General features: G+C 67.5%; 17 protein-coding genes. 4 read left to right on the top strand and 13 right to left on the bottom strand.

Translation table 11 applies throughout. The features are described 5' to 3' along the window. The first annotated feature begins 2 nt into the window (after positions 1–2). Entirely contained in the window at positions 3–1454 is a 1452-nt protein-coding gene (locus ABID97_RS20845; protein ID WP_354400449.1) for an efflux transporter outer membrane subunit, read from the top strand. A gap of 38 nt (positions 1455–1492) precedes the next feature. Here ABID97_RS20845 and ABID97_RS20840 read toward each other — a convergent pair whose 3' ends face one another. After that, positions 1493–1858: an SPW repeat protein gene (locus ABID97_RS20840; RefSeq protein ID WP_354400448.1), complete on the bottom strand. Its 366-nt coding sequence runs from the start codon at positions 1856–1858 to the stop codon at positions 1493–1495. Positions 1859–2027: 169 nt separating this feature from the next. On the opposite strand from ABID97_RS20840, the gene ABID97_RS20835 reads away from it, so the two are divergent. Continuing rightward, on the top strand, positions 2028–2852 hold the full coding sequence (locus ABID97_RS20835) for an undecaprenyl-diphosphate phosphatase (protein ID WP_354400447.1): 825 nt from the start codon (positions 2028–2030) through the stop codon (positions 2850–2852). Positions 2853–2861: 9 nt separating this feature from the next. Here the strand turns inward: ABID97_RS20835 and ABID97_RS20830 are convergent, their stop codons facing one another. From ABID97_RS20830 to mutS, 4 genes are all read right to left on the bottom strand, one after another. After that, on the bottom strand, positions 2862–3563 hold the full coding sequence (locus tag ABID97_RS20830) for a response regulator (RefSeq protein ID WP_354400445.1): 702 nt from the start codon (positions 3561–3563) through the stop codon (positions 2862–2864). Between the two features lie 141 nt (positions 3564–3704). After that, positions 3705–4511, bottom strand: coding sequence for an alpha/beta fold hydrolase (locus ABID97_RS20825; protein WP_354400444.1), 807 nt, complete (start codon positions 4509–4511; stop codon positions 3705–3707). A gap of 18 nt (positions 4512–4529) precedes the next feature. Next, entirely contained in the window at positions 4530–5369 is an 840-nt protein-coding gene (locus ABID97_RS20820; protein ID WP_354401833.1) for a proteasome-type protease, read from the bottom strand. 28 nt (positions 5370–5397) lie between these two features. Further along, a complete protein-coding gene (gene mutS, locus ABID97_RS20815; protein ID WP_354401831.1) occupies positions 5398–7995 on the bottom strand; it encodes a DNA mismatch repair protein MutS in 2598 nt (865 codons plus the stop codon). A gap of 165 nt (positions 7996–8160) precedes the next feature. Between mutS and ABID97_RS20810 the strand changes: the two genes are divergently transcribed. Together ABID97_RS20810 and corA are read left to right on the top strand one after the other, a co-directional pair. Continuing rightward, entirely contained in the window at positions 8161–8784 is a 624-nt protein-coding gene (locus ABID97_RS20810) for a hypothetical protein (RefSeq protein ID WP_354400443.1), read from the top strand. 31 nt (positions 8785–8815) lie between these two features. Continuing rightward, a complete protein-coding gene (gene corA, locus ABID97_RS20805; protein ID WP_354400441.1) occupies positions 8816–9793 on the top strand; it encodes a magnesium/cobalt transporter CorA in 978 nt (325 codons plus the stop codon). A 12-nt stretch (positions 9794–9805) separates the two neighbouring features. Here the strand turns inward: corA and ABID97_RS20800 are convergent, their stop codons facing one another. The 8 genes from ABID97_RS20800 to ABID97_RS20765 all read right to left on the bottom strand — a co-directional run bounded on the left by ABID97_RS20800 (position 9806) and on the right by ABID97_RS20765 (position 18817). Next, a complete protein-coding gene (locus tag ABID97_RS20800) occupies positions 9806–10648 on the bottom strand; it encodes a siderophore-interacting protein (protein ID WP_354400440.1) in 843 nt (280 codons plus the stop codon). A 15-nt stretch (positions 10649–10663) separates the two neighbouring features. After that, positions 10664–11278: a PadR family transcriptional regulator gene (locus ABID97_RS20795; protein ID WP_354400439.1), complete on the bottom strand. Its 615-nt coding sequence runs from the start codon at positions 11276–11278 to the stop codon at positions 10664–10666. A 100-nt stretch (positions 11279–11378) separates the two neighbouring features. Further along, a complete protein-coding gene (locus ABID97_RS20790) occupies positions 11379–12059 on the bottom strand; it encodes a 2OG-Fe(II) oxygenase (protein WP_354400437.1) in 681 nt (226 codons plus the stop codon). Between the two features lie 4 nt (positions 12060–12063). After that, positions 12064–12678, bottom strand: a complete 615-nt coding sequence (locus ABID97_RS20785) for an SEN1982 family lipoprotein (RefSeq protein WP_354400436.1) — start codon at positions 12676–12678, stop codon at positions 12064–12066. A 24-nt stretch (positions 12679–12702) separates the two neighbouring features. Further along, the gene (locus ABID97_RS20780; RefSeq protein ID WP_354400435.1) at positions 12703–14013 is read right to left on the bottom strand and encodes a cytochrome-c peroxidase; all 1311 of its coding nucleotides are present in this window, start codon (positions 14011–14013) and stop codon (positions 12703–12705) included. Beyond that, entirely contained in the window at positions 14010–16328 is a 2319-nt protein-coding gene (locus tag ABID97_RS20775) for a phosphoesterase (protein ID WP_354400434.1), read from the bottom strand. Before ABID97_RS20775 ends, ABID97_RS20780 begins: the two co-directional genes overlap by 4 nt. Positions 16329–16490: 162 nt before the next feature. Further along, positions 16491–17807, bottom strand: a complete 1317-nt coding sequence (locus ABID97_RS20770) for a sulfatase family protein (RefSeq protein ID WP_354400433.1) — start codon at positions 17805–17807, stop codon at positions 16491–16493. Between the two features lie 17 nt (positions 17808–17824). Continuing rightward, entirely contained in the window at positions 17825–18817 is a 993-nt protein-coding gene (locus tag ABID97_RS20765) for a Bug family tripartite tricarboxylate transporter substrate binding protein (RefSeq protein WP_503012787.1), read from the bottom strand. Positions 18818–18822: the final 5 nt, after the last annotated feature.

The raw sequence follows: 18822 nt of genomic DNA, 5'->3' as shown, positions 1-18822 counted from the left end.
GAATGAACGAAGCTGCCATGACACGACAACGAGCACGCATCTTTTCGCAGCTGCCCGGCAGGCTTTCCGCGCTCGCGTTGGCCGCCGTGCTGGCTGGTTGCGCGGTGGGACCTCGCTATGAAGTGCCTACGGCGGCCGCTCCCGCCAGCTGGAAGGAACAGCCGGCCGCAGAGGGCTGGCTCCCCGCCGCGCCGGCCGATGCGCTCGACCGCGGCGATTGGTGGAAGCTCTTCGGCGACGCCACGCTCGACGAGCTGGCCGCCAGGGTGCAGGTGTCGAACCAGAACATTGCCGCGGCGGTGGCCAACTATGCGCAGGCCAAGGCCCTGGTGCGGGGCGAGCGCGCGGCGCTGTTTCCCACGGTTTCGGTCGATGGCAGCGGGCGGCGAAGCGGCAACGTCGGCGGCAGCAGCAATCCATCGAACGCCTTCTCGGCCACGCTGGGGGTCGACTGGGCGCCCGACGTGTGGGGCCGCCTGCGGCAGGCCGTGACCAGCGCCGAGGCCAATGCCCAGGCCAGCGAAGCCGACCTGGCGTCGGCACGCCTGTCGGCCATCGGCGACCTGGCGACCAACTATTTCTCGCTGCGCGAAGCCGATGCGGAGATCATGCTGCTCGACCAGACCATCGAGGGCTACCAGCGCGCCTTCGAGATCACAAGCAACCGCTACAAGGCCGGCATCGCGGCCCAGACCGACGTGCTGCAGGCGCAGACCCAGCTCGTGAGCGCGCAGGCCGAGCGCGTCGGGCTGCAGCGCACGCGCGCCACGCTGGAGCACGCCATCGCCATGCTGGTGGGCGTGGCCCCGGCCGACTTCAGCCTGCCGGCCGCGCAGTGGACGCCCACGGTGCCCGGCATCCCCACCGGCGTGCCTTCGACCTTGCTGCAGCGCCGGCCCGACATTGCCGCGGCGGAACGCGCGGTGGCGGCGGCCAATGCGCAGATCGGCATTGCGCGCTCGGCGTACTTTCCGAACTTCGGGCTCAGCGCTTCGGTGGGCAGCAACGCCAGCCGCGTGAAGGACCTGTTCAACGCTTCCAACACGCTGTGGGCGCTCGGCCTGTCGGTGGCGCAGGTGGTGTTCGATGCGGGCGCCATCGGCGCGAGCGTCGATTCGGCCAAGGCGGCGCACGAAGCCAGCGTGGCGCGCTACCGCCAGGCGGTGCTCACCGCTTTCCAGGCCGTCGAAGACCAGCTGACGGCCGGCGCCACGCTCGCGCAGCAGGAGGGCCTGCGGCGCGAGGCCTCGGCGGCCGCCGACAAGACCGAGCAGCAACTGCTCAACCGCTACCGCGCGGCACAGGTGAGCTACACCGAGGTGGTCACGGCCCAGGCGGCCGCACTCAACGCGCGGCGCACGCTGGTGCAGCTCCAGGTCAACCGCCAGGCCTCCGCGGTGGCGCTCATCCAGGCCCTGGGCGGCGGCTGGCAGCAGCCCGCCCCTGCGCGCTGAGCGGAGCCGCTCCCCTTCACCGCGCGGCGGTCATGCGCTCAGTGCGCGTGGCGGTCCATGGATCCGCCAAGGTAGTCCTTGTCGGTCACCAGCACCCAGAGCGCGAGCACCAGGATCGCCGCACCCACGAGCACCGCGTTCACCATCGCGTCCTCCACCGTGGCATAGCCGAGCACCCACGGCGATACGACGAGCCAGATGGCGATCGCGCCTTCGGTCCACTCTTCCCAGGCGCGCGGGACCAGGGTCGCCCCCAGGGCCACGGCGCCCAGCACGATCCCTGTCGCCACTGCACACCACATCGCGGCATCGACGTCCTGGAAGCCCAGGACCCAGGGCGAGATGATCAGCCACGCACCGAGCGCAACGCCGACCGGGTCTTGCCAATGTTTCACTTGCTTCATGGTCATTGCCTCCTGTCGCGGCACACCGCCTCGACACACCTTCGACTTGCGCCGCCCGGCAGGGTTCCGCATGCCGCGGTCGCAACACAAACCCCGCAACTGCCCGGGTCAGCTGATCCGGGCCTGACTCGGTGCCTCGCCATAATCGATGCTCTTTGAAGGAGCAAGTGTGGATATCGTTTTGCTGGTGAAGGCCGCCGTCATGGGCATCGTCGAGGGGTTGACCGAGTTTCTCCCCATCTCGTCGACCGGACATCTGATTCTTGCGGGCTCGCTGCTCGGCTTCGACGACGACAAGGCCAAGGTGTTCGACATCGCCATCCAGACCGGCGCGATCTTCGCGGTGATCCTGGTGTACTGGCAGAAGATCCATTCGACCGTGGTGGCCTTGCCGCGGCAGGCCAAGGCCAGGCGCCTGGTGCTGAACGTGATCATCGGCTTCATCCCGGCTGTGGTGCTCGGGCTGATATTCGGCAAGATGATCAAGGCGCAGCTCTTCACGCCCGTGGTGGTGGCCAGCACCTTCATCATCGGCGGCTTCATCATCCTGTGGGCCGAGAAGCGGCCGCCCGGTTCGATTCGCGTCGAGCATGTCGACGACATGACGATGTGGGACGCCCTCAAGGTCGGCCTGGTGCAGTGCTTCGCGATGATTCCGGGCACGAGCCGCAGCGGCTCGACGATCATCGGCGGCATGCTGCTCGGGCTGTCGCGGCAGGCGGCCACGGATTTCTCTTTTTTCCTGGCCATCCCGACGCTCATCGGCGCAGGTGCCTACAGCCTCTACAAGGAGCGCGCGCTGCTCTCGATGGCCGACGTCCCGCTCTTCGCGGTGGGGCTGGTGTTCTCGTTCGCGAGCGCATGGCTGTGCGTGCGTTGGCTGCTGAAGTACATCAGTACGCACAACTTCATTCCGTTTGCCTGGTACCGCATTGCCTTCGGCATCGTGGTGCTTGCCACGGCATGGACCGGCACGGTGGTCTGGGCGGAGTAGACCGACGCCTCAGCGCAGCAGGATGGCGCCGCTCGAGGTGCCGTGCACCAGCTCGGCGCGCGAGCCGAACGCCAGTTTCCTGTAGATGTTCCGGGTGCGGCGCTCCACAGCCAGCCGGGGAGTCGAGAGGGTCTCGGCAATGTCGCGGTGGGTGAGGCCCTGCACCACGAGTTCCAGCATGTTGCGCTCGCGCGGCGTCAGCGTCGCCTCGGGCATGGCGGGCGAATCGCTTGAATGTTCCGCATGCGCCGCATGCCACGCAAGAATGCGCCGGGCAATGGCCGCGTCGATGAGCGCGCCGCCCTGCTCGATGCTGCGCAGGCCGATGCTGAGTTCGAGATCGTCGCGTTCCTTCAGGAGATAGGCCGCCGCGCCGGCGCGCAATGCTGAAAAGATGGTTTCGTCGGAGCTGCGCGACGAGGTGGAAATGGCCACGCACGGCACCTGCGGATGGTGCACCTGGAGCCATTCGATGAGTTCGATGCCGCGGCCTTCCGGCAGGCCGATGTCGACCAGTGCGACCCCGAAGCGCTGGCTCCCGAGCAATTGCATGGCCGCCGCGTCGTCGTCGGTCCAGGCGATCTGGGGCTCGTCGCATCCGAGCATCGAGAGAACGTAGTGCAAACGTTCCTGCATCGCCCGGTCGTTTTCGACCACGAGGGTCGGACTGAGGGAGATGGCTTCAACGGCTTCCAACAGGGAAGTTGACATTTGTACGGCATTCTCGATCGGTGGCCGGCAAACTAGGACGTTTTTACTTATTTTCCTCGATTGTTACAGAAGATTGCCAAGTGTGTCGCGTGATATCCCCCTCTTGACAAGGGTCGTGAGGGCGGGCTGGCCCCACCCGCCTCATGCCAGGTTGCGCAGCGCCGCCTCGATGGCTGCGGCGGTGGCCAGCGGCTTTTCCATGGGGAACAGGTGCGTCCCGTCGAGCATGGCGATGCGCCCCTTGGTGACCTGCTCGGTCATCTTCATGCCCACCTGTTTCATCTCGGCCGACTGGCGCCCGCCGATGAAGGCCACCTTGCACCTGAGCGGATGGCGGCGCAGCAGGGCACTCAAGTTGTGGGGCAGGGTGTTGTAGATGGCCGTTTCCACGTTGCGGTCGAAGCTCAGCTCGCGCGTGTCGTCGCTGTCGAAGGTGCCGTGGTCGATGTAGTCGCGCAGCACCTGCTCGTCCCATTTCGCGAAGGCCTTCTTGCCGCGGAAGTGTTCGAACACCTCCTCGCGGTGCGCCCAGCGGTTCTTGCGCCTGCGGCTGATGGCGCCGGGCGAGACGGTCTTCATCAGCGGGGTGCGCTTGACCAGGTTCAGCGTGTTCGCGCGCCAGCCACCCAGGACGGGCGAATCGAGCAGCACCACGCCGCACGCGAGCGCCGGATGAATGGCCGCGCACATGAGGCTCAGGAAACCGCCGAACGAGTGGCCGACCAGGAACACCGGCTTGCCGGCACGCTCGGCCCGCGGCCGGGCAAAGTCGGCCAGCTGTTGCACCAGGTGCGGCCAGTTGTCGGTGACCGGGTACTTGGGATCGTGCCCGAACTTTTCGATGGCATCGACCTCGAAGCCGCGATTGCGCAGGCTGTCGAGGACGACGCGGTAGGTGCTCGCAGGAAAACTGTTGCCGTGCGAGAAGACGACGGGAGGCATCACCATGGCCGCGCTCGGCCTTGCCTAGATGAGCTTTTCGTCCGGAGTCGAGATCTTGCGCAGCGGGCTGTGGCGCGTGGCGGGCATTCGCAGCGGATGCTGGGTGACCGAGTCGTCCCACACCGGGTCTTCGATGCTGTCGAACACCTCGCGCAGTTTCTGGCCCCAGCTGTTGTGCATCATGCGGTAGTAGGGGTTGTCGGCATCGATGCAGATGACGCGGTCGGTCTCAAGCTTGTTGGCCTCGTACACCACCAGGTCGAGCGGCAGGCCGACCGACAGGTTCGACTTCATGGTCGAGTCCATCGACACCAGTGCGCACTTGGCGGCTTCGTCGAGCGGGGTTTCGGGCGTGAGCACGCGGTCGAGCACCGGCTTGCCGTATTTCGATTCGCCGACCTGGAAGTAAGGCGTCTCGGTGGTCGCCTCGATGAAATTGCCGGCCGCGTAGACCAGGAACAGGCGCATGCCTTCGCCCTTGACCTGCCCGCCGAAGATGAACGAAACGTTGAAGTCCAGCCCCGCATGCTTGAGCGCCTCGGCATCGCGGTCGTACACATGGCGCACGGCCGAGCCGAGCACGCGCGCGGCATCGAACATGCTCCTGGCGTTCCAGATGGTGATGGGGGCACCCTGCGAGCCGTCTTCGCGGGTTTCGCGCAGTTCCTCGATCTGCAGGATCTCGCGCACCGATTGCGAGATGCTCAGGTTGCCCGAGGACAGCAGCACCATGACGCGGTCGCCGGGCTGCTCGTAGACGATCATCTTGCGGAAGGTGCTGATGTGGTCCACGCCCGCGTTGGTGCGCGAGTCGGAAAGAAACACCAGGCCGGCGTTGAGTTTGATGCCTACGCAATAAGTCATGAGTTCGTCTCGCATGAATCAGGCCCGGTCAGCCGGTGCTGCGTTCACGCGTGTTCAGTTTTTGGAGGGCATAGAGCGCGTCGAGGGCTTCGCGCGGGCTCATGGTGTCGGGGTCGAGCGCAGCCAGCGCGGATTCTACGGCGCTGGCCATGGGGGTCTCGGCCGCGGGCGGCGGTGCGAACAGGTCGACCTGCGCACGGGTTTGCGCATGTTGCGATTCGAGCGCCTCCAGCGCCTGCCGCGCATGGTTGACCACCGCGGCCGGCATGCCCGCCAGCCGGGCCACCTGGATGCCGTAGCTCTTGCTGGCCGGGCCGGGCTGCATCTCGTGCAGGAACACGATGTCGCGGCCCGCCTCGGTGGCGCTCACGTGCATGTTCACCGCACAGTGGTGCGTGGCCGGGAATTCGGTCAGCTCGAAGTAGTGGGTGGCAAAGAGCGTGAAGGCTTTGCTGCGGTCGTGCAGCTGGGCCGCGATGCCCGCCGCCAGCGCCAGGCCGTCGAAGGTGCTGGTGCCGCGGCCGATCTCGTCCATCAGCACCAGCGACTGCGCGGTGGCGCTGTGCAGGATCTGCGCGGCCTCGGTCATCTCGAGCATGAAGGTCGACTGCGCGTTGGCCAGGTCGTCCGCCGCGCCGATGCGCGTGTGGATGGCGTCGATCGGTCCGAGCCGGCAGGCCGCGGCCGGCACGTGCGAGCCGATGGAGGCCAGCAGCACGATGATGGCCACCTGCCGCATGTAGGTCGACTTGCCGCCCATGTTGGGGCCGGTGATGACCTGCATGCGCTGCTGCGGACCGAGCTGCGTGTCGTTCGCGATGAAGCCGCCCGACGACTTTTCCGCCAGGCGGGCCTCCACCACCGGATGGCGGCCCTGCTGGATCTCGATGCAGGGGTGCGCCACGAAACTGGGTGCGCGCCAGTGCAGCGTGTGCGAGCGCTCCGACAGCGCGCACAGCGCATCGAGCGTGGCAATGGCGCCGGCCAGCTGCGTGAGCGCGTGCACCGAAGGCTGCAGCGCATCGAGCAGCTGCTCATAGAGCCACTTCTCGCGGGCCAGCGCGCGGTCTTGCGCACTCAACGCCTTGTCCTCGAAGGCCTTGAGCTCGGGCGTGATGAAGCGCTCGGCATTCTTCAGCGTCTGGCGGCGGCGGTAGTTGTCCGGCACTTTCGAGAGCGCGCTCTGCGTCACCTCGATGTAGAAGCCGTGCACGCGGTTGAACTGCACCCGCAGGTTGCTGATGCCGGTGCGCTCGCGTTCGCTGACTTCGAGCTTCAGCAGAAAGTCGTCGCAGTTCTCGCTGATGGCGCGCAGCTCGTCGAGTTCGGCGTCGTGGCCGGTGGCAATCACGCCGCCGTCGCGCACCAGCGCCGACGGGTCGGGCTTGATGGCGCTTGCCAGCAGGTCGGCGCAGCCCGGCGGCGGCGCGAGCCGCTCGGCAATGCGGTCGAGCAGCGCAGTCGACGAGGGCAGCAGCGGCGCCAGCTGCTCCGCCTTTGCCAGTGCGAGCCGCAACGCCAGCAGCTCGCGCGGGCGCACCTGCCTGAGGGCAACGCGCGCCGCGATGCGTTCCACGTCGCTTGTGTTCTTGAGCTGCTCGCGCAGCGTGCGCCAGGGCGCGGCCGTGCCGCCCAGCACCGTGGACTGCAGTGCGGCGATGGCTTCGAGCCGGCCCTGCGCCTCGCTGCGGTCGCGCCTGGGCGAGAGCAGCCAGCGCTTCAACAACCGGCTCCCCATGCCGGTCATGCAGGTGTCGAGCAGCGAGAACATCGTGGGCGAGTCTTCGCCGCGCAGCGTCTGCACCAGCTCCAGGTTGCGCCGCGTGGTGGGCGGCAACTCGATCAGGTCGCCGTCGCGTTCCACCGACAGCCGCTGCACGTGCGAGAGGGCGCGGCCCTGGGTGTGCTCGGCATAGCCCAGCAGCGCGGCGGCGGCCGCATGCGCGTTGGCAAGCGATTCGGCGTTCCAGGCGGCCAGGCTGTTGCTGCCCATCTGTTCGCTGAGCTTGCGCTCGCCCAGCCCGCCGTCGAACTGCCACGCCGGGCGGATCGAAAGCGTGAAAGGCGTGGTCCCGCGCGCGGTCTTCAGCCGCTGCTCGAAGGCCGGCGTGACTTCCGCGCTGTAGAGCAGCTCGCTCGGCGCGATGCGCGCGATCCAGGCTTCGAGCGCGTCGGCGGGGCACTCGGCCAGCCGCAGCTCGGCACCGGTGACGCTGAGCCAGGCCAGGCCGCAGAAATTGCGCGTGCCCGCATGCACCGCGAGCAGCAGCGATTCGCTCTTGTCGTTGAGCAGTTCCGAGTCGGTCAGCGTGCCGGGCGTGACCACCCGCACCACCTTGCGCTCGACCGGTCCCTTGCTCGCGCCGACCTCGCCCACCTGCTCGCAGATGGCCACCGATTCACCCAGCTTGATGAGCCGGGCCAGGTAGGTATCGACCGCATGGAACGGCACGCCGCACATCACCACCGGCTGGCCGGCCGACTGGCCGCGCTGGGTGAGCGTGATGTCGAGCAGGCGTGCGGCCTTTTCGGCGTCGGCCCAGAACAGCTCGTAGAAATCGCCCATCCGGTAGAACAGCAGGGTGTCCGGATGGTCGGCCTTGAGGCCCAGGTATTGCGCCATCATGGGCGTGTGCCCGGAGAAGTCGCTGGTCGAGGGAGAAGCTTGCGCAGTCGTCGTTTTCACTCGGCCGATTATCGGGGACGGCCGGACGCTCCGCCGATGACAGGCCGGACCGGCCCCGCTCTAAAATTGGCCGGCGCGAAACTCCGCGTGAAGAACAAGGCGCCCATGGCCCACCCGGACGAATTCAAAGGCCCAGAAGCGGACGCGTTGCCCGACACCGCCACCTTGCCCGCAGAACTCGCCGCGCTGTACCTCTGCATGTCGCCGGCCCAGCTGGCCGACCTGCGCAAGTCAAGGCGGCCCGATGGGCGCGCAGGCAACGGCCCGGCCATCGTCAAGCCGGTGGAGAGCGCCGGAGCCGGGGCGAAAGACGCCGTGCGCTACCAGCTCGGTACCTTGCGCGAGTTCGCAAGCGCCAGCGGTGCCGCCAACGCGTTCGACGCCGCGCTGAATTCCGGCATGCTGGGCTGGGTGTCCGCCAAGCTGCCTTTCTTTGCCGAGCTCGAACCGCGCGTCAAGCGCGGCCGGCGCGTGCTCATCGGCGGCGCCTGGGACCGGACCGATCCGTTGCGCGAGACGCGTTTCAACGAACTGGCGAAGGGCCGCATCCGCTTCACGTCGTTGACAAGCGCCGAAGCCGCCGCCAGCCTCTGGGCCGACCTCGAGAGTCACCGCGCTTTCGCGGAGAAAGGGCTCGCCCTGCTCAGGAGCGAAACGCAGGCCATCGAGGCGTCGCTGGCCGCCACCCGCCGCCTGGCCGAGCCCTCGAACCCGGAAGCTCCCAACTGACCCCTCCCAGACCGACCTTGGACGCGTACCGATGCTGATCAATTGCGTTGCCTATGAAAACGGCGCCAAGCTCGCCGATATCCCGGTCGAGGACATCAGCGAATACATCACGCGTCCCGGCTGCTTCGTCTGGGTGGCGCTGAGCGACGCCACGCCCGACGAGCTGGCCCAGATGCAGGAGGAATTCGGCCTGCATCCGCTCGCGGTGGAAGACGCCCATCATGGGCACCAGCGACCCAAGGTGGAGGAATACGGCGACTCGCTCTTTGTCGTGATGCACCTGGTCGAGCCTGACGCGGATGCCGACCATCGCGTGAGCGTGGGCGAGGTCGATGTGTTCGTCGGCCGGAACTACGTGCTTTCCGTGCGCAACCGCAGCGAGCACGGTTTCCAGGACGTGCGCGAGCGCTGCGAGCGCGAGCCCGAACTGCTGCGCAACGGCGCGGGCTTTGTGCTCTATGCGCTGATGGACGCGGTGGTCGACCGCTACTTTCCCGTGATCGACGCGCTGGAGGTGGAACTGGAATCGATCGAGCAGCAGCTCTTCACGCAGGGCGGCGCGGCGCGCGACAAGATCAGGCAGCTGTATGACCTGAAGCGGCGCAGCATGATCCTCAAGCGCGCGGTGGCGCCGCTGGTGGAAGCGGCCGGCAAGCTGCACGGCGGACGGGTGCCGCAGATCTGCCTGACCTCGCAGGAGTATTTTCGCGATGTGGCCGACCACCTGGGACGCATCAACGGATCCATCGACGCCATGCGCGACACCATCGGCACGGCCATTTCGGTGAACCTGTCGATGGTCACGATCGAAGAGGGCGAAGTGACCAAGCGGCTGGCCGCATGGGCCAGCATCTTTGCCGTGTGCACCGCGTTCGCGGGCATCTGGGGCATGAATTTCGAGCACATGCCGGAGCTGAAATTCCGCTATGGGTATGCGATGGCGCTGGCGTTGATGGGCGGGACCTGCAGCTATCTGTACTACCGGTTCCGGCGAGCCGGCTGGCTCTGAGTTTTCATGCCCCTATTCGTCGTGCGTATCGTGCGTGGCCACGGCGCCGCGGCGCCAGTAACCCGAGGCGCGAACCCACTTCGGATTGGCACCGCGCTCGCCGACCAGGTGCGCACGCAGCGCCTTCGCAATGGCCGATTCGCATCCGACCCAGGCATGAAAGTCGCCCGCCGGTAGCTCCGTCGCCTTGAGCGCGTCGAGCAGCACGGGGCTCAGCCCCGGCTCGGCGCCGCCGCGGTGCACCCACTGCAGCGTGAGCTCGGCCTGCGTCTCGAACGGAATCTGGTCGGCTGCGCCGTCGACCTCGGCCAGGACCACCACGCGGGCGCCGGATGGAAGCTCCGCCAGGCGGCGTGCGATGGCGGGCAGGGCCGTGTCGTCGCCGATCAGCAGGTGCCAGTCGAACTCGGCCGGCACGATGAACGAGCCGCGCGGGCCGCCCACGCCCAGAACGTCGCCGGGCCTGGCCGCTTCGGCCCACTGCGTCGCGGGGCCGGCGTCGTGCAGCGCGAAGTCGATCTCCAGCGTGTTGGCCTTCGCGTCGTACCGGCGCGGCGTGTAGTCGCGCATGGTCGGGCGGCCGCTCGCGGGCCACACCGGGCCGTCGGGGCCGACCGTGGGCAGCGTGAGCCTGCCGGTGGCGGCGTCGGGGAAGAAGATCTTCGCGTGGTCGTCGAAGCCGAGGCTCGTGAAGCCCGCGAGATCGTCGCCCGTGAGCGTGACGCGGATCAGGTGCGGCGTGATGCGCTCGGCCGTCTTGACGGTGAGCTGGCGAAAACGAAGCTCGTGGCGCACGCGGCGCGGCATGCGGTCGGGGGCGGCGATGGGGGAGGCGGTGGTGGTGAAGTCGGTCATTCGAGAAAACTCTTCCTAGATGCGTTCCAGTTGCTGGGCGGCGCTGTCGAGAACCGCGGCGAAATCGTGGGCTTGTTGTTCGGTCAGGGGCTTGCCCGAGAGGCGCATGCGCATCGCGAGCTTCAGGTTCTCGATGGCGCGCGTGACCTGCGGCGGGCGCCCGCCGCGCGGACCGGCGCCGTCGACGCCGCCGTTCATGCGGGCCATCATCGCGTCGGCCGTTTCTCGGTTCGCGGCCAGGAATTCCTGGCCCCCGGCGGTGATGCTGTAGCGCTTGCGCCCGCCCGTGTCGGCCGTCTCCACGCTGAGGCAGCCCATTTCCTCGAGCAGCGTGAGCGTGGGGTAGACCACGCCCGGGCTCGGCGCGTAGCTGCCGCCCAGCCGGTCTTCGATTGCCTTGATGAGCTCGTAGCCGTGGGCCGGCTTTTCGGCGATGAGCTGCAGCAGCACGAAGCGCAGGCCGCCGTGGCCGAAAACCCGCCCGCCGCCGCGTCCGCCGCGGCCTCCATGCATGCGCTCCTCAGCGCCGCCATGGCGGGGCCCGCAGCCGCCGGAAGCGCCGTCTTCATGTTCGCCCCGGGGGGCGCGGCAGTGGTGGGGGTGGTGGTGGCCGAAGTGGAAATGTCGCATGGCGGGCGTCCTTCACGATGTGTATCGGAATTATTTTAGATATATCTAAGATTAAGTCAAACCGATACGCCGGCCGCCAGGCGCGTCTACAGGCCGGGGGCTAGCGCGCGGCCACGAAGCGCCGCTGCCGCATCCATTTGGTGGCGACCCATTTCTCGCCGCGCAAGACGGGCGCCCCCGCGTGCAACGATGCCCGGTCGAGCTGTCCAAGGCTGTTGCAGTACTCGAAGTAGACCGCGCTGCCGCGTTGTGGCGATACCGACCAGCCACTGTCCGGGAACACCGTCTCACCCCCTTCCGCCACGTCGTTGAGGTAGCTCACGAGCGTGCTCACGCGCTGGCCGCTGCGTTCCAGGGAGGCCTGGTTGGCGGCATTCGAAGGCACCAGGAAATCGAAGTGCGGTGCGCTGCGGGCGCCGGCGGGATAGTGCAGCACTTGCAGGCCCTCGCCGTTCTCCACCGGCAGGTTCATGAGTTCGGAAACCCGGTCGTCGAGCCGCGCGACCAAGGCGTTTTCGCGCAGCCGGAAGAACATGCCCAGGCTGCTGCGGTGTTCACCCGCGCGGTCGCGTCCGGTCAGTGGATCGACGGTGGTCGACGGGCGCAGCCGCGGCCGGGCCATCGCGATCAGCGCTTCGCAATCGACGATGACCCTGGCGGCGTCCGCGGGCATGTGCTGCGCGCGCATGGCCGCTGCCACCTGCGCCGGCGAGCACCCCTGGCGCAGGTTCGACAGAACCCAGTCGCCCAGCGCGGGCGAGAAACGCAGCACCTCGTCCATCGGCTCAGGCGGCCTCCGGCACCCAGCCCGTGGGCGTGCGCCTGAAGTTCTGTTTCAGCTGCATCGTGCCGGCCCCGCGCACCACGCGGTCTACCATCGGAAAAGCCCTTTGCACGTCGGCATCGCCGGTCCATGGCGCGGCATCGATCTTGTAGGTGTAGGTGACGACGACGGCGGACGCGTCCCTTGCATCCTTGGGCACCTCCCAGCCGATGATCTTGTCCAGCGCCAGGTGTGCGGCGCAGAAGTCGCCCCCGCTTTCGTGCGCCTGGAAGTATTTCTTTCCTTCGTCGGTCAGCGCATAGCGCGTGACGGCGATCTCGGCAGGCTCTTCTCCTTCCGTCGTTTCCCGGACCTTGGCCGTGGACGCGCTGACCAGCCCGATGTGTTCCAGCACCGGCATCTGCACCGCGTTGCGCGAGCGCGTGCCGGCTTCCCGCTGCGGCACGTCGATGGGCCACCGCGCCTTGCCCAGGCACAGGTCGCCCTTCCTTGCCAAGTAGGTATTCATCGCGGCCGTCAGGTCGTTCAGACTCGCTTCGGGCTGCCCAAAGCCGCAGCCGGCGAGCACGGCCAGGGCGACCGCACCCAGGGCCATGAAGATTCTTTTGTCGTTCATGAAAAAGTGGGAGAGAAGAAGAAATCAATCGACGCAGGCACCCGGCTTTGCCGGCACCGCGGGTTTCGTGTCGGCGTCGCTCAGGGTGCCGAGGAAGCAGACCAGGTCCGCCATGTCCTGCTCCGACATGGGCGGCGCCGAGCCTGGCGCACGGCCGTCCATCGGCAGTTGCGTGTCGATGTTGGGCACCTGGGCCGCAGGCATGTCGTCGTACTTGCGGACCTTGCCGCCCGTGTATTGCGAGGTGATGAGGCCGTAGCCCGGAAAGCCGGGGTCGTTCTTCGGCTTGGGCGTGCCGCCCACGGTGGGATACCAGAGCTCCGGTTGCGTGTCGCGCGTGTTGTAGAAGCGGATGACCTGCTCCAGCGAATGCATCACGCCGTTGTGGAAGAAGGCCGTGCGCGTCGCCACGTTGCGCAGCGTCGGTGCCTTGAACATGCCGCAGAAGCGGTTCGCGGCATCGGGCGCGGCCGGCGCATGGCCGGTGCGCAGCGGGCCGCATACACCCATGTCGAAATACTGCAGGTCGCTGTTGGCCGGAATGCCGGCATTGCGCGGTACGCCGATGGCCTCGTAGGAGAAGTCAGTGAACAGCGCGGAACTTCCATCGAGACCCGCCCCCTGGTAGTGGCACGACGCGCAGTTGCCCGTGGCCGGGTTGGCGAACACCTTGAGTCCGCGCGTCTCCGCAGGCGTGAGCGCACCGCCGACCTTGTTGCCCGCATGGAGGTCGAACTTGCTGCTGTAGGGATGAAAGCTCTTGTCTTCGCGCTGGTAGGCCTGCAGGGCGAGCAACGCATTGGCGAACGCGGTGTCGCTGTCGTCGAATGCCCGGGCGCCGAAAGCCTTGGCGATGAGCGGGGCGTAGTCCGAGGCCCGGAGTTTCTTCACCACGTCGGCGCTGCTGGCGTTGGCCATCTCGCGTGCATCGAGCAGCGGAATGCGGGCTTGGGCCGCCAGGGTGTCGGCGCGGCCGTCCCAGGCGAACCCGCCGCCGGGCCCTGGCACGCTGATGCCGTCCGGGTTGTCGAGCAGGTCGGCGTAGGCCGGGGTCACGTCCTTGTAGCGCAGCGACGGCACTGCGCGAAGGCCGGCGCGGTCCATGTGCGGGCCGCCCAGCTGCACCGAAAGATCGTTGGCCGGCGCATGCGCATGCGCCGGGTCGTGGCAGCTGGCGCAAGACATGGCGCCGGAGCCCGAGAGGTTCTTGTCGAAGAACATCTTCTGGCCGACCTGGGCCGCGGGGCTGAGCGCCGAAGGGCCGCTGCCACCGTTGCCGCTGCACGCGGCCACGAGCATCGCGCCTGCGATGCCCGCGGCACCGAGCGCCCTCATTGCTTCAGCGACCAGACGTTGGACTGGTTGGCATCCGGTCCGACCTGCGCCGAGGTCGAGACGTCGCCCGATTGCTTCTGCGTGTAGCCCGCCGGAATCACGAAGGCATGATTGATCGGCCGCACGCTGTCGAAGTGCGTGTCCGCGCTGCCCGCGTATTCGGGCAGGTTCAGGATGTTCTGGGCGATGAAGGCTTCGGTGTACTTCGACCGGTTCATGTACGAGCCGTCGATCGCCGGATCGGCCAGCTGGAACATGTCCTGCAGCGTGCGCACGAACGAGAAATGGCTGTAGGCATCGCTGTCCGACACGCCCTTGGGTGCGTTCGGCTGGTTGGTCAGGATGCCGAAGATGCTCTCGCCATGGCCGCGGTTGCCCTTGGTGTAGTTGTTGATGGTCGCGTCCACCGACCAGGTGCCGTCCGCGTTCTGCTTCAACGGGTTGGCGGCGGTGCTGTTCGACACGTTCCAGCCGCAGCAGGAGTTGAAGCCGCTGGTGGCGCTTCCTTCGTCGAACATCAGCACGATGGCCACGCGCTTTTGCGGGTTCTGCCACAGTGGCGATGACTGGATGCGCTTGACCGTGAAGTCGACGTAGTTGTCGCCGCGCGTGATGATCGGCGACACGGCGGTGGCCGACACGTTGTTGGCCACGCTGCTGCAGTCGCTCGCCGTGCCGGCACCCCCCAGGCCTTTCACGCTGATGCCGTGCATGTCGTCGCACTGGTCGGGCACGACGAAGTTCAGGTTGCCCACGTTCCCGCTGGCCAGGTCGGTGCCGAGTTGGTCGTAGTCGTAGGCGGCGGGAACGGCGTAGTCGCTGCTGTTCTTCAGCGCCGCGTCCCACTGGCCCCCGCCCATCGTGCGGTTGCTGTATTTCCATTCGGGCGCGCTGCGCACGTTCTGGTAGGCCATGCCCGGGTGGTGCTTGGTCTTGTACAGGCCTGCCGGGAGCGGCAGGGTGAGCGTGGCGTCGCCGATCGCCGCGCTGCTGCCGCCCAGCGTGCCGGGCGGATAGACGTTGTCCTTGGCGGTGACGGCCGCATCGGCCACGCTGTCGGTCCGGAAGTCCTGGCCCGGGTTCATCGACTCGCTGTACGTGCGCCACGTGAGGCCGGCGCTCGTCATCGCATTGAAGAGGTTCGGCTTGCCGACGATGTTGTGGTTGACCGCCGCAGCCTGCGTGCAGGTGGCAGCGAACGGCGACTTTGCGAGGCCCGGCTGCGTGTTGTCCGGCACCGGCACGTCTTGCACTGCATTGGCGCCCGTCGCGTCGCAGTTCCACTGGCTGTCGTCGGTGATGCCCCAGTCATCCGCACCGCCCAGGGCCGTGTAGTTGGGCTCGCTCGGATTGCCGGTGGCGTAGTAGCTCACCAGCTGGTTGCCGGCCTTCAGGTAGCCGTTGATCCTGGGCGCGTAGGCCGAGTTCAGGATCGTCATCGTGGCCTTGTTCTCCAGCATCACGATGAAGATGTTGTCGTAGCGCGGAATGCCTTCGAGATTGAAAGCCGCCTGCTGCGACTGCAAAAAGTCGATGGGCTTGCGGCTGTCCGCGGCGCTTGCCGTGGCCGCGCTCACGCCGGCCATGCCCGCCAGGCGAGGATCGCCGCCGGGGTTGGCCAGCGCGTCGGGGAACTTGTCGCCCCGGTCGAGCTTGGTGGTGGCGTAGGCGAAGCGGTTGTTCAGCACATTGGCTTCGTCGAGCAGGGCGGTCCGCACGGCGCCGCCGGCGGTGTTGACGTCGCCGAGCAGCGAGGCAGCCGGCACGCCCAGGCGTGTGGCGAGGTTCTGCTTCTCGGCGGCATAGCTCGTGCCGTTGGCTTCGACCAGCCGCGCCACTTCGGACGACAGCGGACTCACCACCACGGCCGAGCCCTGTTCCTCGACCTGTTCGCGCATGGCGCGCAGCACTTCCCGCGTGGGTACGCGGGTGTCGGTCGCGGTGTTCCTGGCGTCGGTGCCGATGTCCGCGATGAGTGCCGATGCGCCGGGCAAGGGGAGGCTGAACTTGCCACCGGCATCCGTGATGGCGGCGGGCTCGCCGGCGTCGCAGTGGCCATTGCCATTGGCGTCGACGCAGACGGTGGCGCCTGCGTAGTAGCCGGCGCCGATCACCGGGTCGGTGCTGCTGCCGGGCTTGAAGGCGCTGGCCGTGAGCACCCCGCTGAAGGTGGTGCTGCCGGTGCCGGCAGCGGGTTGGCCCGTTGCGGGCTGCTGGCTTGCGGGTGGCAGCACTGCGAACTGCACACCGTTGCCGCCCCCGCCGCACGCGGCCAGCAGCGAGGCCGCGAGCACAGTCAGGGCGGGGTACAGCAAGCCGGATCTGGTGTTTGGAATGGCTGTTTTCAATTCGTTCTTTCGACTGGGAGGGCATGACGCATCGCGGCGCAGGCTGCGCCGGTATTGCGGACCGTCAACGAATCTAGGTTTGCCCTGTGTCAGTCGAAAGGCAGAAGACTTAGGAGCGAATTAGCGCACCTATCTCTGCGGCATGTCCTTCACCGAATACCCCAGGCTGACCGTCGCATCCTTCGGAATCCCGGGCATCGTCGCGTTCCAGGCCGCCCAGTCGTCGCGCATCGCGGCCAGGCGCTCCGGCTCCTTCTTGCCCAGGTTCGCGCGCTCGCGCTCATCGGCCGGGATGTTGAACAGGTACTCGTTCCCGTCCACCTTGAGGTACTTCCAGTCGCCGTCGCGCATCGCCTCCTGGCCGCGATGGTTCATGCGCCAGTGCAGCGGCCGTCGGAAGCTGTGCTTCGCATCCTTCAGCACGGGCATGAGCGACACGCCGTCCAGCGGGTAGGCCGGATCGGCCTGCACGCCGGCCGCGTCGAGCATGGTGGCGGACCAGTCCATGGTCATGCACAGCTGCCTGCTCTCGCCGCCCTTGGCGATCACCGCGGGCCAGTGCGCGATCCATGGCACGCGGATGCCGCCTTCGGTCAGGTCCATCTTGCCGCCGACCAGCGGCCAGTTGTCGGAGAAGCGCTCGCCGCCGTTGTCGCTGGTGAACACGACCAGCGTGTCGTCGGCGATGCCGTGCTTCTCGAGCGCGGCCATGATCCATCCGATGCCTTCGTCCATGTGATGGATCATGCGGCGGTACACATGGATGTTGCCGCCGGCCAGGTCGAAGAGGTTGTCCTTCACCTGCGGCGCCTTGTCGGCGTCGTCGCGGGTTTCCCAGGGCCAGTGCGGGGCGGTGTAGTGCAGGCTCAGGAAGAAGGGGGCCTGCTGCTTCGACATGCGCTCCACATAGTCGACGGCGCGCTTCGACAGGATGTCGGTCAGGTAGCCGTCTTCCTTCCTGTCCTCTTCGCCGAGCCACAGGTCATGGCGTCCGGCGGAGTCGCAGTGGGTGAAGTAGTCGACGCCGCCGGACATGGGCCCGAAGAACTCGTCGTACCCCGAGCGCAGCGGGCCGAAGCTCGGCGGGTAGCCCAGGTGCCATTTGCCGATCAGCGCGGTCTGGTAGCCGCCCGCCTTCAAGAGCGACGGCAGCGTGGGGTGGTCGGTGGGAAGGCCGAGCGTGGTGCTGCCGCGGCTGCTGCTCCGGATGGGTTCCTCGGCCGCGCCGCGCAGCCGGTACTGGTAGCGCGCGGTGATCATCGCAAAGCGCGTGGGCGAGCACACGGGCGAGTTCGAATAGCCCTGGGTGAGCTTCAGTCCATTGGCCGCCAGGCCGTCGAGCACGGGCGACACGGGGCCGAAAGCGGAATCGCGCCCGCCGTAGCAGCCCAGGTCTGCATAGCCGAGATCGTCGGCGACGATGAAGATGATGTTGGGTCTTTTCATGGCGCGCTGTGAGGTTCTCAGGGCTGGTAGCCCGACTTCTGCACCACGGGCGCCCACTGCGCCTTGTAGGCCTTGAGCATTGCCGCGGTCTGCGCCTGCGTGCTCACCACCGGCGTCATTCCGGCGTCCTTGAACTTGCGCTGCGTGTCGGGGTCCTGCATGACTTCGCGAATCAGGTTGGACAAGCGCTCGGCCTTCTCCCTGGGCATGCTGGCGGGCGCGAAGAAGGTGTTCCAGCCGGTGGCGGCCAGGTCGAGGCCGGCTTCCTTGAAGGTCGGGATGTCGGGCGCGAACGGCGACCGCTTGGCACCCGAGAGCGCGAGGATGCGCAGCTTGCCGGCGGTGTGCTGCGGCAGCACCACGTCTTCGGTGTCGATGGAAATCGGCACCTGGCCGCCGATCAGGTCATTGAGCAGCGGTGCGGAGCCGCGGTAGCCGATGATCTGAGTCTGCACCCTGGCCTTCTCGCCCACCATGAGGCCGAAGAAGTGCGGCAGGCTGCCGGTGGCGGGCACGCCCACGTTGGCCTGGTTCGGGTTGGCGCGCATCCAGGCCAGCAGGTGGTTCAGTTCGCGCACGGGCAGGGTGGGCGAGACCGACAGCGCGAAGTCATAGGCGTTGACGTGCGAGACGGGCACGAAGTCGCGTTCGGGGTCGTAGTTGTTGTCCTTGAAGACCAGCGGCGCCACCACCATCACGGCGGGATTGGCGAGCATCAGCACGTTCTGGCTGGCCGGCGTGGCCTTGACCTGCTGCGCCGCCAGGCGGCCGCCCGCGCCGGGCTTGTTGTCGACGATCACCGGCACGCCGAGCCGCGCGCCGAGCTTGTCCCCGACGATGCGCGCCACGCGGTCGGTGGCGCCGCCGGGCGCATAGCCGACCACGATGTGCAGCGGGCTGTCGAGCGTCTGCGCGCGGGCGCCGGTGGCCACGGCGGCCATGGTCGCCATGAAGCCGGCTGCGGCAAGCAGCGTGGCCAGGCGGCGGGTGATGGGGGTGTGGTTCAGCATGATGG

Source organism: Variovorax sp. OAS795, assembly GCF_040546685.1.
Lineage (GTDB): Bacteria > Pseudomonadota > Gammaproteobacteria > Burkholderiales > Burkholderiaceae_C > Variovorax.
Note: the sequence above shows the minus strand (reverse complement) of the source record. Positions and strands in the feature narration are given on the sequence as shown.

Coding starts and splice junctions, on each gene's coding strand:
- ABID97_RS20845 (WP_354400449.1), top strand. CDS start 3: ATGAACGAAGCTGCCATGACACGACAACGAGCACGCATCTTTTCGCAG.
- ABID97_RS20840 (WP_354400448.1), bottom strand. CDS start 1,858: ATGAAGCAAGTGAAACATTGGCAAGACCCGGTCGGCGTTGCGCTCGGT.
- ABID97_RS20830 (WP_354400445.1), bottom strand. CDS start 3,563: ATGTCAACTTCCCTGTTGGAAGCCGTTGAAGCCATCTCCCTCAGTCCG.
- ABID97_RS20825 (WP_354400444.1), bottom strand. CDS start 4,511: ATGGTGATGCCTCCCGTCGTCTTCTCGCACGGCAACAGTTTTCCTGCG.
- ABID97_RS20820 (WP_354401833.1), bottom strand. CDS start 5,369: ATGACTTATTGCGTAGGCATCAAACTCAACGCCGGCCTGGTGTTTCTT.
- mutS (WP_354401831.1), bottom strand. CDS start 7,995: ATGATGGCGCAATACCTGGGCCTCAAGGCCGACCATCCGGACACCCTG.
- ABID97_RS20810 (WP_354400443.1), top strand. CDS start 8,161: ATGGCCCACCCGGACGAATTCAAAGGCCCAGAAGCGGACGCGTTGCCC.
- corA (WP_354400441.1), top strand. CDS start 8,816: ATGCTGATCAATTGCGTTGCCTATGAAAACGGCGCCAAGCTCGCCGAT.
- ABID97_RS20800 (WP_354400440.1), bottom strand. CDS start 10,648: ATGACCGACTTCACCACCACCGCCTCCCCCATCGCCGCCCCCGACCGC.
- ABID97_RS20795 (WP_354400439.1), bottom strand. CDS start 11,278: ATGCGACATTTCCACTTCGGCCACCACCACCCCCACCACTGCCGCGCC.
- ABID97_RS20790 (WP_354400437.1), bottom strand. CDS start 12,059: ATGGACGAGGTGCTGCGTTTCTCGCCCGCGCTGGGCGACTGGGTTCTG.
- ABID97_RS20785 (WP_354400436.1), bottom strand. CDS start 12,678: ATGAACGACAAAAGAATCTTCATGGCCCTGGGTGCGGTCGCCCTGGCC.
- ABID97_RS20780 (WP_354400435.1), bottom strand. CDS start 14,013: ATGAGGGCGCTCGGTGCCGCGGGCATCGCAGGCGCGATGCTCGTGGCC.
- ABID97_RS20770 (WP_354400433.1), bottom strand. CDS start 17,807: ATGAAAAGACCCAACATCATCTTCATCGTCGCCGACGATCTCGGCTAT.
- ABID97_RS20765 (WP_503012787.1), bottom strand. CDS start 18,817: ATGCTGAACCACACCCCCATCACCCGCCGCCTGGCCACGCTGCTTGCC.